Annotated in this window: 14 protein-coding genes; 9 read left to right on the top strand and 5 right to left on the bottom strand. The window is 73.1% G+C overall.

Annotated elements, in window-relative coordinates; genetic code table 11:
• Positions 1–6 precede the first annotated feature (6 nt).
• From QSK00_RS28980 to QSK00_RS28965, 4 genes are read right to left on the bottom strand one after another with little or no spacing between them, the layout of a single operon-like run.
• Complete coding sequence (locus tag QSK00_RS28980; RefSeq protein ID WP_285596749.1) at positions 7–903, bottom strand: alpha/beta hydrolase; 897 nt, start codon at positions 901–903, stop codon at positions 7–9.
• Positions 904–914: 11 nt separating this feature from the next.
• Positions 915–1,580, bottom strand: coding sequence for a peptide-methionine (S)-S-oxide reductase MsrA (msrA, locus tag QSK00_RS28975; RefSeq protein ID WP_285596748.1), 666 nt, complete (start codon positions 1,578–1,580; stop codon positions 915–917).
• Entirely contained in the window at positions 1,577–2,386 is an 810-nt protein-coding gene (locus QSK00_RS28970; protein ID WP_285596745.1) for a PIG-L family deacetylase, read from the bottom strand. The genes msrA and QSK00_RS28970 overlap by 4 nt, the downstream gene beginning before the upstream one ends.
• Positions 2,387–2,402: 16 nt before the next feature.
• Entirely contained in the window at positions 2,403–3,308 is a 906-nt protein-coding gene (locus QSK00_RS28965) for a hypothetical protein (protein ID WP_285596743.1), read from the bottom strand.
• 222 nt (positions 3,309–3,530) lie between these two features.
• On the opposite strand from QSK00_RS28965, the gene QSK00_RS28960 reads away from it, so the two are divergent.
• Together QSK00_RS28960 and QSK00_RS28955 are read left to right on the top strand one after the other, a co-directional pair.
• Positions 3,531–4,826 carry a class I SAM-dependent methyltransferase gene (locus QSK00_RS28960; protein WP_285596706.1) on the top strand — a complete coding sequence of 432 codons (1,296 nt, stop codon included), beginning with the start codon at positions 3,531–3,533 and terminating at the stop codon, positions 4,824–4,826.
• A gap of 121 nt (positions 4,827–4,947) precedes the next feature.
• Complete coding sequence (locus QSK00_RS28955; RefSeq protein WP_285596704.1) at positions 4,948–5,706, top strand: SDR family NAD(P)-dependent oxidoreductase; 759 nt, start codon at positions 4,948–4,950, stop codon at positions 5,704–5,706.
• Here QSK00_RS28955 and QSK00_RS28950 read toward each other — a convergent pair.
• Positions 5,666–7,495 carry a TM0106 family RecB-like putative nuclease gene (locus QSK00_RS28950; protein ID WP_285596702.1) on the bottom strand — a complete coding sequence of 610 codons (1,830 nt, stop codon included), beginning with the start codon at positions 7,493–7,495 and terminating at the stop codon, positions 5,666–5,668. The two genes, QSK00_RS28955 and QSK00_RS28950, sit on opposite strands and share 41 nt — an antisense overlap.
• 146 nt (positions 7,496–7,641) lie before the next feature.
• On the opposite strand from QSK00_RS28950, the gene QSK00_RS28945 reads away from it, so the two are divergent.
• From QSK00_RS28945 to QSK00_RS28915, 7 genes are all read left to right on the top strand, one after another.
• On the top strand, positions 7,642–8,283 hold the full coding sequence (locus QSK00_RS28945; protein ID WP_285596700.1) for a DUF6474 family protein: 642 nt from the start codon (positions 7,642–7,644) through the stop codon (positions 8,281–8,283).
• Between the two features lie 383 nt (positions 8,284–8,666).
• Entirely contained in the window at positions 8,667–9,644 is a 978-nt protein-coding gene (locus tag QSK00_RS28940) for an IclR family transcriptional regulator (RefSeq protein ID WP_285596698.1), read from the top strand.
• The gene (locus tag QSK00_RS28935) at positions 9,641–10,327 is read left to right on the top strand and encodes an ABC transporter permease (RefSeq protein ID WP_285596696.1); all 687 of its coding nucleotides are present in this window, start codon (positions 9,641–9,643) and stop codon (positions 10,325–10,327) included. Before QSK00_RS28940 ends, QSK00_RS28935 begins: the two co-directional genes overlap by 4 nt.
• Before the next feature lie 10 nt (positions 10,328–10,337).
• A complete protein-coding gene (locus tag QSK00_RS28930; protein ID WP_285596812.1) occupies positions 10,338–11,402 on the top strand; it encodes an ABC transporter ATP-binding protein in 1,065 nt (354 codons plus the stop codon).
• A complete protein-coding gene (locus tag QSK00_RS28925; protein WP_285596694.1) occupies positions 11,399–12,202 on the top strand; it encodes an ABC transporter permease in 804 nt (267 codons plus the stop codon). Before QSK00_RS28930 ends, QSK00_RS28925 begins: the two co-directional genes overlap by 4 nt.
• Before the next feature lie 95 nt (positions 12,203–12,297).
• Entirely contained in the window at positions 12,298–13,317 is a 1,020-nt protein-coding gene (locus tag QSK00_RS28920) for a glycine betaine ABC transporter substrate-binding protein (protein WP_285596692.1), read from the top strand.
• A gap of 111 nt (positions 13,318–13,428) precedes the next feature.
• On the top strand, positions 13,429–14,385 hold the full coding sequence (locus QSK00_RS28915) for a glycine betaine ABC transporter substrate-binding protein (protein ID WP_285596690.1): 957 nt from the start codon (positions 13,429–13,431) through the stop codon (positions 14,383–14,385).
• Positions 14,386–14,404 lie beyond the last annotated feature (19 nt).

Here is a 14,404-nt window from a genome sequence, read left to right as displayed (position 1 = left end):
GTGTCGCTACCTCGACCGGACGAAGGCGACCTGCCGTTCGATCGAGGTCGCGAACGGCTCACCGACGTAGACGTCGAAGTGCCCGCAGTCGAGCTCCAGGGTCTCGACCGGCCCGCCGGCCGTCGCCGCGACCTTCCGGACGGCGGACGGCGGGGCGATCGAGTCGGACGCCGCGACCACCAGCAACATCGGGCAGCGGACCTGCGGCGCCGCCGTGACGGGCCGGTTGAACGGGATCGTCAGGATGTCCCGGGCGGGCATGTCGTTGACGAACGACGGGCCGATGATCGAGCCGTACCCGCCCTCGGCGTCGGGCGCGGTGATGGCGGCGACCGTGCCGGGCGGCCCGAAGATCGCGACCCGGTGCTCGGGGCGCCCGAGCGCGTGGCCCACGGCGTCGGCGATCGCGTGGGCGGACACCTTGAGCAGCTGCCACGGCCCGGCGTAGCGGAGGATCTCGGTCAGCGCGCCGAGGCCGTCCATCGCGGCCCCCTGCGCGATGACGCCGGCGATCCGCGGATCCTGCGCCGCGACCGCGACGACGTGTCCGCCGGAGTACGACGACCCCCACAGCACGATCCGCTCCGGGTCCACGCCGTCGATCAACCGGGCCCGGGCGACGGCCGCGTGGTAGTCGCGGCGGTGGGCCCGGTGGTCGACGTGGCGCCGGACCGGGCCCTCGGAGTCGGCGAAGCCGCGGTAGTCGACGAGCAGGACGTCCGCACCCGCCGTCGTGAAGGCCTCGGCGAAGGGACGCAGGCCCGAGTCGCGCGTGGCACCGAAGCCGTGGGCCATGACGACGCAGGGCCGCCCGCCCGGGCCGGCGAGGGAATCGTCGTCGGCGCGCAGGTACGTCGTCCCGAGGCGGGCCCCGTCGGACTCGACCGTGATCTGGGTCTCCACGGTCGGGGAGGCTAGTGCTGCTCGGTGCTCACGCCCAGCCCCGTCGGGCAGGACACCCCGGTGCCCGCCATCGAGCAGTAGCCGTTCGGGATCCGGTGCAGGTACTGCTGGTGGTAGTCCTCGGCGTAGTAGAACGCGCCGAGGGGGGCGATCTCGGTGGTGATCTCGCCCTTGCGCGCGGCCGTCAGGGCCTGCTGGAAGGTGTCGCGGGTGGCCTCGGCGATCGCACGCTGCGACTCGTCGACGTAGTAGATCGCGGAGCGGTACGTGGTGCCGACGTCGTTGCCCTGGCGCATCCGCTGCGTCGGGTCGTGCTCCTCCCAGAACAGCCGGACCAGCTGCTCGTAGGTGATCACGGCCGGGTCGAACACGACGAGCACCACCTCGGCGTGGCCGGTGAGGTTGGTGCAGGTCTCCTCGTAGGTCGGGTTCGGGGTGTAGCCCCCGGAGTAGCCGACCGCGGTGACCCACACCCCGGGCTGGTTCCAGAAGAGCCGCTCGGCGCCCCAGAAGCAGCCCATGCCGAAGACCGCGGTCTGCAGGCCGTCGGGGAACGGGGGCTTCAGCGGCCGGCCGTTGACCAGGCTGCGTTCGAGGGTCGGCAACGGCGACCGGCGCCCGGGGAGGGCGTCGGCGGGGTCGACCATCTGACGCTTGTCGGGACCGAACCAGCTCATGGCTGCGACGCTACGCCGAACAGGTCGGTCTCGAAGGGGCCTCCGGCGGGCTCGCCGACCCGCAGGAACCACTCCGTGCCGAAGGCGGCGGCGAAGGCCTCGTCGGGCAGGGCGAGGAAGAACGAGTCGGGCGCGATCTGGCTGGCGTGCGCGCGCATCGCGTCGCGCTTGGTGGCGAGCCAGGGAGTGACGTCGACGCGCGTGGTGAGCTCGGCCTCGGGGGTGCCCATCGCCTCCATCTCGCGCTCGTCCGGGCCCTCGCCGTCGCCGAGTCCCAGGCCCATCTCGCGGGCCATGGCCATCAGCCGGCGCATCTCGTCGCGGTTCGTGGTCGCCTGGTAGACCCGCGGCGTGCCGGCCAGTTCGGCGGCGCGCCGTCCGACGTGGTGGACCTGCACGTGATCGGGATGGCCGTAGCCGCCGTGGTCGTCGTAGTGGGTGAGGACGTCGGCGTCCTCCTCGCGCAGGATCGCCGCGAGCTTCGCGGCCGCCTCCTCCACGTCGGCCGCGGCGAACGCACCCTCACCCGTGTTCGTCTCGGTCCCGACCATGCCGGAGTCGACGTAGCCGAGGAACTCGGTGCGGGCCGCCCCGAGGATGCGGGCCGACTCCAGCGTCTCGGCGTGCCGGCGGTGCGCCAGCGTCTCACCCGGCTCCAGGACGTCCTGCACGATCTCGCCGTGCTCCCCGCCGGTGGCGATCACGAGCACCACGCGGTGCCCCGCGTCGGCCGCAGCCCGCATGACACCACCGCAGGTGATGCACTCGTCGTCCGGATGGGCGTGGAAGGTCACGAGCGTCGCCACGAGCGCGGAGCGTAGGTCAGCCGAGCGTGAAAGACAGCACGAGGATCAGGATCACGACGACCACCACCGCGATCGTCCCCAGCGTCGACGCCAGGTCCCGCCGCCCGCCGTAGAACACGTCCGAGCCCGCGATTCCCGACGACGGGTCCTGCCGCTCCGGGGGCCGCTCCACCCACGGCGGGGTGGTGCGCGCCGCCGGAACCGGCGCCGACGGCCGCCGACCCGCCTGCGCTCCCGGAACGACCTGGGTGCGCTCCGGCGCGGGCCCGAACGTCGGGGGCTGGAACTCCGAGGACGGCACGATCTGGGTGCTGTCGGCGGTGTCGGCGACGGTGTCGGGGGCGGTGTCGGAAACGACCTGGGTGGCGTCCGCGTCCGACCGGCCGACCGGCGGGCCCCAGCGGAACGGCGGCGGGAACGGGTCGGCCCGGGGCGACGTGGGGGGTGAGCCGGGCGGCGGGGTGACCGCTGCCGCCGGGGCGGGTAGACGCTGCGCCGGGAACGCGTCGGTCGGCGGGGCGGGCGGGGCGGCCGGGGTCGCCGGTGCCGCGCCCCCCGAACCTCCCGACCGAAGGGCCCCCTCGCTCGGATAGGTGGGCCGCGGGCGCCCTTCGCCGGTGGCCGGCACCGGGTCGGCGGTCGGCGGGACGACCGGGAGCGGGTCGGCGGTCGGCTCCACCGGGGCGACCGGGAGCGGGTCCACCGACGGCGCGGCCGGGCCGGGCGGGACGGCGTCCGGCGATGGCGCGGCCTCCGGCGGCTCGGCGGGTGTGGCCTTCGTCGCATCCGCGGCGGCGCGGGCCGCCTCCTCCTCGCGCCGGCGAGCGACGAGCGCGTCCCGGCGACGGCGGTAGGAGGTCGCGTCGACCCGGCCCTCGGCGAGGTCGGCGTCGAGCCGCTGCAGCTCCTCGCTGGCGTCCACCGGCCGGCCACCCCCTCCACGATCCGCCGACGCGCGCACGGTAACCGACGCGGACCCGACACGGTGCCCCCGAGATCCACTCGGCACGATCCGGGCGTGGCAAACCAGACGGTGCGAGATCACCACCACATGAGCCCGAACGATCGGGCCGTCGGCCGCGAAGGTGCTGCCGACGGAAGTTCCGTCGCCCGCTGAGACCCCAGCGTCGAGAGGACCACCGCCGTGTCGTCGACCATGCCCGTGCCCGACCGGACCCCGGTGCGCAACACGCGTCTCGTCCCGCGTCCCGCGGAGGGCGTCTGGCCCGGACTGCAGGATCCCGGCGAGAACCGGGTGCGGATGGTCATCGCCCGCTCGCTGTTGCGGGCGGCCGTGCGCCGGATGCCGATGCGGTTGGTGTGGCCGGACGGCTCCAGCGAGGGCGCGGGCGACGCCACGAGCCCGGCCATGCGGATCATCCGCCCCGAGGCGTTCTTCACCCGCCTCGGCACCGCGGGCCTCATCGGCCTGGGCGAGGGCTGGATGGTCGGCGACTGGGACTCCGAGGACCTCGTCGGGGTCATGTGCTGCTTCACCGAGCACATCGAGTCGCTGGTCCCGCGGCCGGTCCGCAACCTGCGCCGGCTCTACGACCGCGGCCAGCCGCGGGAGGAGCGCGCCGCCGACGCCGCCGTCTCGCAGGAGAACGTGCACCGGCACTACGACCTGTCGAACGACCTGTTCCAGCTGTTCCTCGACGAGTCGATGATGTACTCGGCGGCCTGGTTCCAGGGCCCGGTCGGCCCCGACGGACAGCACCTCGAGTCGCTCACCGCGGCCCAGCACCGCAAGGTCGACGGCATCCTCGACCTGGCCGGGGTCCGCGAGGGCTCACGGGTCATCGAGATCGGCACCGGCTGGGGCGAGGCCGCGATCCGGGCCGCGCAGCGCGGCGCCCGGGTCACCACCCTGACCCTCTCCGTGGAGCAGGCCGAGCTCGCCCGTTCCCGGGCCGAGGCCGCCGGCGTCTCCGACCGGATCACGATCGACATCCGCGACTACCGCGATGCCCAGGGCGAGTACGACGCGGCCATCTCGATCGAGATGATCGAGGCGGTCGGCGAGCGCTACTGGCCGGAGTACTTCCGCACGATCGACCGGCTGCTCGCGCCCGGCGGACGCTTCGGCCTGCAGGCCATCACGATGCCCCACCACCGGCTCCGGGCGACCAAGTCGTCGTACACCTGGATCCACAAGTACATCTTCCCCGGCGGGATCATCCCCAGCGTCGAGGCGATCGAGCAGACGCTGGCCCGTCACACCTCCCTGCACATCGACGACCGCCGCACGATCGGCCTCGACTACGCCGAGACCCTCCACCGTTGGCGGGACACGTTCCGCGAGCGCGAGGAGAAGGTCCGGGCCCTCGGGTTCGACGAGACCTTCGTGCGGATGTGGGACTTCTACCTCGCCTACTGCGAGGCCGGGTTCGCGTCCCGCTACCTCGACGACTGGCAGTTCGGCATCGCGCGTTCCTGACGCCGGCCCGGGCTCGGTCGGGTGTGACCCCCACCCGTAACGGTCAGTGCTGACCGTCGAGGGGATAGCCTCCGCGCGAGCGGGACCACCCGACCCGAGCCTGTCGAGGAGTGCACGCACCATGGACGTAACCGACGTCGCCGCCATCGTCACCGGAGGAGCGTCCGGGCTGGGCGGGGCGACCGTCCGGCGGCTGGCCGCCGACGGCGCCCACGTCATCGCCATCGACCTGCCGAGGGCGATCGACCACGCCGAGAAGCTCGAGCGCGTCGACTACGTCCCGGCCGACGTCACCGACGGCGACCAGGTCCAGGCGGCGGTGGACGCGGCGGTCGGCACCGGCCTGCCGCTGCGTGTCGTGGTGAACTGCGCGGGGATCGGCACGGCCGGTCGGATCCTGTCGAAGAAGGGCCCGCACGACCTCGGGGTCTTCTCCCAGGTGATCGGCGTCAACCTGATCGGGACGTTCAACGTGATGCGCCTGGCCTCGGCCGCCATCGCGGCGACCGAGCCGCTCGAGCACAACGCCCGTGGCGTCGTGGTCAACACCGCGTCGATCGCGGCCTTCGAGGGCCAGATCGGCCAGATCGCCTACGCGGCGTCCAAGGGTGGCGTGGTCGGCATGACGGTGCCGGCCGCCCGCGACCTCGCGCAGTACGGCATCCGCGTCATGACGATCGCCCCCGGCATCGTCGACACCCCGATGCTCGCGGGTGTCGAGGAGTCCTTCCGCGCGGACCTGGCGAAGGGCGTGCCGTTCCCGCAGCGCCTGGGCGACCCGACCGAGTACGCGGAGCTCGTGGGCATGATCGTCGGCCACGACTACCTCAACGGCGAGGTCATCCGGATGGACGGGGCCCTGCGCATGTCGCCTCGCTGACCCGCTCGACCGGCTCCGGCCGGTCCGGCCCTGGGCCGGGCTCGTCGGGCCGCAGGTCGTCGAGGTGCGGCACGGCCAGCACGGCGTCCGAGGTCATCCATGTCCGCAGCGCGTGGGTGGCCCGGACGTCGTCCTCGTTGTAGACGAGCAGCCGGTCGCGCATCGCGGGCTCCGGCGCCTCGCCGTCGAGGCCCACCGCCCGCCGGTACCAGCGCATCGAGTTCTCCCCGCCGGCCTCCGGGTCGCGCCACGCGAAGCCGGCCGAGGGTGCGACCCGCTTGAGCCCCTTGCCGTGCGGACACAGGAACGAGGTGCTGACCGCCGGGAACAGGTCGATCCACTCGTCGGAGGCGATGAACGCCTCGACCTCCGCCGTCGAGGGGATGCCGGGCTCGCCGCCGAACCGCTCCACCGAGCCGCGCAGCCAGCGGTTCTCGGCCTGCTCGTTGTAGCAGTAGGAGCGGAACGAGAGACCACGGTCGGCCGCGCGTCGACGCACGTCGGAGAGCCAGGACCAGAACGCCGCGAAGGAGCGCGCCTCGTCGCGGGTGGGCACCGGGTCCCACGTCGCGAACCCCCGGTAGCCGTGCTCCAGCCCGACGTCCGCGCCGGAGAGCAGCACGCCCCAGAGGTACGCGCCGTCCTCGCCGAGGCTCTCCATGTCGACGTCGACCTCGACCGCGCCGCGCGGCACGTCGGGGCGGTGCACGCGCCGCACCAGCGGGACGTCCGCCCGCCAGGCACGCGCCAGGGCCACGGCCTCGCGCAGGTCGGTGGACAGGTCCCCGCCCGCGTTCTCCCCCACCACGCCCTCGGGCTCCGGCAGCCCCTGGCGCGGGTCGAGCGCCGCGAGGGTGCGCACGGTGGTGATGCCGCGCCCGCGCAGGCGCAGCGCGTCCTCGCCGCGGACCACGAGGCTGACGTCGTCGGCGCGGCGCAGCTCGGACTCGCACACCGGCCACCAGGGGCAACGCCGGCACTCCGTGATGCGCGACGGCTCCGCGAGCGCGGGACCACCGCTGCGGGCGGCCGTGGCGACGGCGAGCCGGTCGGAGAAGCGCCGGTCGTAGGTGTCGAGCGGGCTGCGGCCCGCCTCCTGGCCCGGGCCCGCGGCGAGATCGGTCCACACCACGCAGTCCGCGTCGAGCCCCACGACCCCGCCCCACGCCCGGCGGGCCCCGAGGCCGGCGGCCGCGAGCATGCGGTGCAGGTGGGCGAGGCGCAGCACGTCCCGTGAGACCGCCCGGACCCTGCGGTCGGGGTCGACGGTCGCCGCCGACGGGTGCGGCCGGTCCAGCGGTGAGGTGATCGCGCCGGCCCCCGGATCGCTGACCCGGTGGCGGACCACGATGACCGGGTACCACCCGCCGTCGTCATCCCCGGCCCGGACGAGCAGCTCCGCGTGCCCGCGCCGACCCTCGCCGGGGGGCAGCTCCGCGGCCCCGACGGCCCGCACCGCCGGATCGGCCACCAGCGCCGACGTGGCCTCGACCCGCTCGGACCGGCGCCCGTCGGGCACCCGGCGGTACGCCGCCCCCAGCTCGGCGGCGAAGCGCGCCGCGAGGTGCGCGCGGTGCTCCGCGGCATCGGCCACCCGCATCTCGACCCCGGGATCGGGTTCGGGCAGGACGACCTGCCCGGCGTCGGAGACCCCGGTGGCGCCGACGGCGCGGCCGGCCGACGGATCGTGTTCCAGGTGGACCCGGCGCCGGCATCGCGTGGTGACCGCGGCGTCGAGCAGCACCGCGCCCGGGGCCGGCACCGACCGGTCGTCGGGGAAGCTGCTCATGGTCGTCAGGGTGCCACGGACCCCCGACGGTCTCCGTGTCGCCGCCCACGGTGGGGGTACCACCGTTAGGGTCCGGCCCCGGGTGGGGAACCGTCCCCGCGAGGCGATCATCCCGGGTCCTCCCGGGGACGAGCGGGGAGGACCCCATGGCACGGCGCACCAGTCACACGGTCGAGCTCGACGGCGGCGACGGCATCGTCATCTGGTCCCGCAAGGCCGCGAAGCACGCGGCGAAGGCGGAGAAGCAGGCCGGCAAGGCCGCCAGGGCGGACCGGCAGGCGGCCGAGAGGCGGGCGGAGGCGGCCGAGGCGGAGAAGGCCCGCGCGGCCGAGGACACCCACCTCACCGGGGCCACGGTGAAGCGCTGGATCGGCATCGCGCGGATCGTCGTGCCGATCGCCGCACCGCTGGTCTACCAGGCGGTCGGCGCCGTGCGGTCGCGCGTCGACGAGCAGCGCGCCCGGCGCTTCGGCGTCGCCCCCGACGAGCTCTCCTCCTTCTCCGGGCGCGGGACCGCGCTCTACGCCCGCGCGCACAACCTCGCGGCCTCCGTGCGCGAGATCGAGCGCCGTCGCGAGGGCGACGCCGACGTCCGCGCCTTCGCCCGCGACGCCCGCGACCGGCTCTCCGACCTGGAGGCGGCGGTCCGCTCCGCCGAGCAGATGCCGACCGCGCGCCGACGCCGTGCGCACGTCGCGGTGGCGGGCGAGCTCGACCGCCTGGAGGCCCGGGTGCTCGACCTGTGGGGCCTCGACCGGACCGCCGCCCTCCCCTCCGGCGAGCGCTGAGCGCGCCCTCCGGGGCGGCAGAATCTGCAACACATCGATCTCGGGTACCGCCCAGCCGGGTGGATCTCGAGATGTCACGTCATGTCACGACACGGCTTCGGATCGTTCACCCTGTCGAGACGGCGCGCCCCTGACCAGCGTCGTTCCCTCGCGCGCGGCAACGAATTCGACCGTGCGTGACCAGGTTGCTCCGTCCTGCCCGTGTCGGATCAACCAGAAAGAACCAACTTCCGGGTGACAACCGGATGGCCTGCCCCTTAATCTCTCGGCGGCCGTTGTCACGGAGACAACGACCGTTGTCCCTCGCGCTCCCGGCGTCAGGGGAGCCGAGAGGGGGCCAGGTGAGTCCGCGAGCGCCGCGTCGACCCTCCGCGTCCCCGTCCGTGCCGGGGCCCGACCACGTCGACGGCGCCGACCGCGCCGACCGCGCCGACGCCACCGACCCCGGCGAGGACGAGCGCCCCGCGCGCGGCTCGCTCGAGGGCGGCCAGGTGCACCGCGCCCTCGCGATCCTCGAGCTCCTCGGCGACCCGGAGTCGCGCGGGCTCGGCGGGCCCGCCGGCAGTGCGGACGTCCCGACCTCGTTCGGGGTCGTCGAGATCGCCCGCACCCTCGGGCGCGACAAGTCCCAGATCTCGCGGCTGCTGCGGCTCCTCGCGGACGCCGGCTTCGTCGAGCGCGAGGCCGGCACGTTGCGCTACCGCATCGGCACCCGGTTGTTCTCCCTGGGCGTCCGGGCGGTGAGCCGGCGACTGCGCGACGAGGCCGACGCGCTCGTCGAACGCGAGGCGGCCCTGCTCGGCGAGCGCGTCGAGGTGTGCGTGCGCAGCGGCGGCTCCTCGATGACCGTCGCGACGGCCGCCCCCGACAGCGAGCTCCGCGCCATCGGCTGGGTCGGGCGCATCGTGCCGCTGTCCTGCACCGCGACCGGGCGGGCGCTGCTGTTCGACCTCGACACCCCCGCCGTCGCCCGCCTCATCGTCCCGGAGGGCCTCGCGCAGGCCGGCCCGGGCGCCCCCCGCTCCCTGGACGAACTCGTCGCCCGCATCGGCGAGGACCGGGAGCGCGGCCTCTCGCTCGCCCGCCACGAGATGGACCGCGGGCTGCTCGCGGTCGGCGCGCCGGTGCGCGACGCCGCCGGTGGCGTGGTCGCGGCCGTGGGAGTGGCCGGACCGGACTCGCGGATCGACCCGGTGCTCCCCGAGGTCAGCGCGGGCGTGCTGCGCGCCGCCGCCGATCTCTCCCGCGCCCTCGGCGCCTCGTTGCCGCCCCCGGCGACGGGTCCTCCCCGACCACCCCGGCAGCGCCGCCCCCCGACCGCCCGTCCCGTTCCTCCGACCAGAAAGGAAGGAGTGTCGTGAACGTCTTCCAGTACTTCGGCGAGAACAGCGCGCAGATCCTGAACCTCACGATCCAGCACGCCCAGTTCGTCTTCTACTGCGTCGCCATCGGCTCGATCATCAGCGTGGTGCTCGGCCTCATCGTCTCCACCGGCGAGCCGAACCCCAACCGGTTCAGCTTCGACTGGTGGGCCACCGGCATCCGTGAGGGCTCGCTGCTCATCACGGCCGCCGTGCTCACGATCCCGTCGCTGGCGCTCTTCGTGCTCTTCCTCCCCATCACGGGGCTGGGCGTCACCACCGCGATCATCGTGCTGACGATCTACACGCTCTACACCGTCCTGCGGAACACGGTCGCGGGCCTCACCGCGGTGGACCGCTCGATCCTCGAGTCCGCCCGCGGCCTCGGCTACGGGCGTGTCCGCCGGCTCCTGACGATCCAGCTCCCGCTGGCCTGGCCGGTCATCCTCAACGGCATCCGGGTCACGACCCTGATCTCGATCTCCATCGCGGTGGTCGCGTCCATCGTCCAGGGACCCGGCCTCGGCAAGCTCCTGCTCACCGGCATCACCCGCATCGGCGCGGCGAACGCCTTCCCCCAGGTCCTCATCGGCACGGTCATGTGTCTCGTGGTGGCCGCCGTCTTCGAAATCGTCTTCGCCATCGTGCAGCGCCTGACCATCCCGAGGGGGATCCGTGTCTGAGTCCGAGAACATGATCGTCCTGGAAGCCGTCGAGAAGGTCTATCCCGGCTCCACGTCCCCGGCCGTCGAACGGCTGGACATGAACATCCCGCGCGGCGAGATCGTCATGCTCATCGGCCCCTCGGGCTGTGGCAAGACGACGACGCTCAAGATGATGAACCGGCTCATCGAGCCCACCTCGGGCCGGATCATCCTGGACGGCGACGACGTCACCGACGTCAACGGCGACCAGCTGCGCCGCAAGATCGGCTACGTCATCCAGCAGGGCGGGCTCTTCCCGCACTTCTCGATCGCCGACAACATCGGCGTCGTCCCGAAGATGCTCGGCTGGGACAAGAACAAGATCCGGGAGCGGGCCGACGAGCTCCTGCACCTGGTGGGCCTGGAGCCCTCGACCTACCGCGACCGGTACCCGCGCCAGCTCTCCGGTGGCCAGCAGCAGCGCGTCGGGGTCGCCCGGGCCCTCGCCGCCGACCCGCCCGTCATGCTCATGGACGAGCCGTTCGGCGCGATCGACCCGATCACCCGCGACCGGCTGCAGGACGAGTTCCTCGAGATCCAGCGCACCGTCCGCAAGACCATCTGCTTCGTCACCCACGACCTGCAGGAGGCGGTCAAGCTCGGCGACCGCATCGCGGTGTTCGGCACGGGTGGCCGGCTCGCGCAGTACGACGACCCCGACACGGTGCTGACCCACCCGGCGGACGACTTCGTGTCCGACTTCGTCGGCGGCGGCGCGGCGGTCCGGCGCCTGTCCCTGCTCGAGCTCTCCCGCCTCGAGCTGCACCCGATCGAGACCGAGGAGAAGGCCGTCGGGAACCGCAACGGCACCCCGGTCGCCGAGGTCGACGGCTCCGGGCGTCCGGTGGCCTGGCGCCACCTGCCCGACCGCGACGCCGCCGGCACGACCCTCGTCACGGTCCCGCTCTCGGGGACGGTCTACGACGCGGTCGACGTCATGCTCGACGGCTCGGCGTCGCTCGTCGCGGTCGTCGACGAGGAGGGCCTGCCCAAGGGCGTCCTGCACTGGAACGACCTCGTCGCGGGCCTCAAGACGCGCGAGCGTGGCGCATGACGGCCGTCGACCTGCAGCCGGGCGTCCCCACCCCGGCCCAGCAGCGCGTCAAGGAGAGCTCGGGCGGGCTCCTCGGCGTCATCCGGGCGAACTACGACCTCCTGGTCGCGCCGATCATCGTCGTCCTCATCCTCGTCGTGATGGTCGTCTACGTCGGCAACCAGAGCCTCGACACGATCGAGGAACGGGCCCTGGAACCGGCGAACGTCTTCGGCCAGCTCGGGCAGCACCTGCTGCTGACCGCCTACTCGACCGTCCTGGTCCTGGTCATCGCGGTGCCGCTCGGCATCGTGCTGAGCCGTCCGGGCGCGCGGAGGATCCAGGGTGCGGTGCTCGCGCTCGGTGGCTTCGCCCAGGCGCTGCCGCCGTTCGGCGTGCTGCTCCTGCTCGGCTTCTGGGAGTTCGGCGTCCGCAGCGCGGTCATCGGTCTGACGCTCGCGGCGCTCCTCCCCGTGCTGCGGAACACCGTGGTCGGCCTCCAGCAGGTCGACCAGGCGCTCATCGAGGCGGCCCGCGGCATGGGGATGTCCGCCCGCCAGACCCTCTTCCGCGTCGAGATCCCCCTCGCCGTGCCGGTCATCGTGGCCGGTCTCCGGGTGGCTCTCGTCCTCAACGTCGGCACGGCCACCCTGGCCACCTACATCGGTGCCGGCGGTCTGGGCGAACTCGTCCAGCAGGCCCTGCGGCTCAACCGCATCAACCTGCTGTTCGTCAGTGGCGCGATCATCGCCGCGCTCGCCCTCCTCATCGACTGGCTCGCGGGCGTCGCCGAGCGAGCCATCGTCGCCCGGTCGGGATAACGACCGGTCAGCACGGTCCCGGGCGAGGTCGAGGGAGTCGTCCGGGACGTCCGTCGCAGGAAACGATCAGTCATCGAGTGAAGGAGACACGTCCAGTGCAGTGGAAGCTTCGGGGCGGCACGAGCCGCCTGAGTGGGTGGAAGGCCGGCGCCGTGACCCTGGCCGCCACCGCCCTGCTCGCCGCGGGTTGCGGCGGGCTGTCGGGCAGCGGCGCTCCGGCCGCCACCGGCGGCAGCCTCTCCCAGAGCGGCATCAACCTGTCCGGTCAGACCCTCACGGTGGGCGGCAAGGACTTCGACGAGCAGCTGTTCCTGTGCCAGGCGCAGGTCCTCGCGCTGCAGTCGGTCGGGGCCACGGTCAACAACCGCTGTGGCATCCAGGGCTCCGCGGCCACCCGCGCCGCGCTGACCAGCGGTCAGATCGACATGTACTGGTCCTACACCGGTACGGGCTGGATCACCGACCTCAAGCAGACGCAGGTCATCAAGGACTCGCGCCAGCAGTACGAGGCGACGGCCAACCTCGACAAGCAGCAGAACAACATCATCTGGACGGAGCCGACGCCGTTCAACAACACGTACGCGATCGCCACCACAAAGGCCTTCGCGGACCAGAACAACATCCGCACGACCAGCGACTGGGCCAACTTCATCAACTCGAACAACCCGAACGCCACGCTCTGCGTGGAGCCCGAGTTCGCCGGCCGTGACGACGGCCTCCCCAACCTGCTGCGCAGCTACGGCGTCACCAAGCCGTACAACTCGCCGCCGGCCGTCACCACGCTCGACACCGGCGTCGTCTACCAGGCGACCGCCAACGGCAACCCCTGCAAGTTCGGCGAGGTGTTCACCACCGACGGCCGCATCCCGGGTCTGAACCTGGTCGCGCTGCCCGACGACAAGAACTTCTTCCCGATCTACAACGCGTCCAACACCATCCGCGGTGACGTGGTGGCGCGGGCGCCGGGGGTCGTGCAGGTCTCGAACGAGATCGCGAAGCGCCTCGACTACAACACCATGCTGAGCCTCAACGGCCAGATCTCCTCGCAGGGGCAGGACCCCACGCAGGTGGCTCGCCAGTGGCTGCAGCAGCAGGGCCTCATCGGCCAGTCGTAGTCCGCTCGCCACGACGGCGGGGAGGTCCGGTCACCCCGGGCCTCCCCGCCGTCGTCGTCCGCCCACCCGCCGTCGAGAACCCGTCGTCGAGAGAGCCTGAGGACCGAGCCGATGCGTCGACGCCTGCTGGCCGCGGTGGTCGCGCTCCTCGCCGCCACCGTCCTGTCGGGCTGCGGCGGCGACGCGCCGCGGGCCACCCCGCCCGGCAGCTTCGCCCGGGACGTCGACCTCACCGGGCAGACCTTCGTGGTCGGCTCCAAGGAGTTCGACGAGCAACTGCTGTTGTGCCGCATGACGATCGCCCTGCTCCAGTCCGCGGGCGCGTCGGTCGTCGAACGGTGCGACACCAAGGGCTCGGAGAACGTCCGGTCGGCACTCACGGCCGGCTCGATCGACATGTACTGGGAGTACACCGGCACCGCGTGGCGGACCTACCTGCGCCAGGAGGCCCAGCTCACCGATCCGCAGGAGCTCTACGAGGCGGTCCAGGTCGCCGACGCCGCCAACGGCGTGCGCTGGCTGCGCCCGGCACCGTTCGACAACACCTACGCGATCGGCGTGACGGCGGCGAACGCCGACCGGCTCGGGGTCCGGTCGATCTCCGACCTCGCGCGCCTGGTCCGCGGCGGCTCGCCCGACGCGACGCTGTGCATCGACCAGGAGTTCACCGGCCGGGAGGACGGCCTGGTCGGGCTGCTGCGCGCCTACGACTTCCAGTTCCCCGACGGCGCGCTGGACACCCTCGACGTCGACGACATCTATCCCGCCCTCGCCGCGAGCCGGCCGTGCGTGTTCGGGGAGGTCTTCGCCACCGACGGCCGCCTGAACGCCCTGCGCATCAACACCCTCGACGACGACCGCGGCTACTTCCTGCCCTACCAGGCCGCGCTGACGGTCCGGTCCGACGTCCTCACGCGCGCCCCGCGCCTGGCGTTGATCGGCGAACGGCTCGCCCCGATGCTCACCGACCAGGTGATGCGCGAGCTCAACGCCCGCGTCTCCGTCGGCCGCCGCTCGCCCGACGACGTGGCCCGCACCTTCCTGCGCGAGCAGGGGCTGATCGGCTGAGCGGGCGCGCCTGGGATGC

The organism is Actinomycetospora sp. NBRC 106378 (assembly GCF_030269685.1).
Taxonomy (GTDB): Bacteria; Actinomycetota; Actinomycetes; order Mycobacteriales; family Pseudonocardiaceae; genus Actinomycetospora.
The sequence above is the reverse complement of the archived record's forward strand: the minus strand, read 5'-3'. Positions and strand labels throughout refer to the sequence as shown.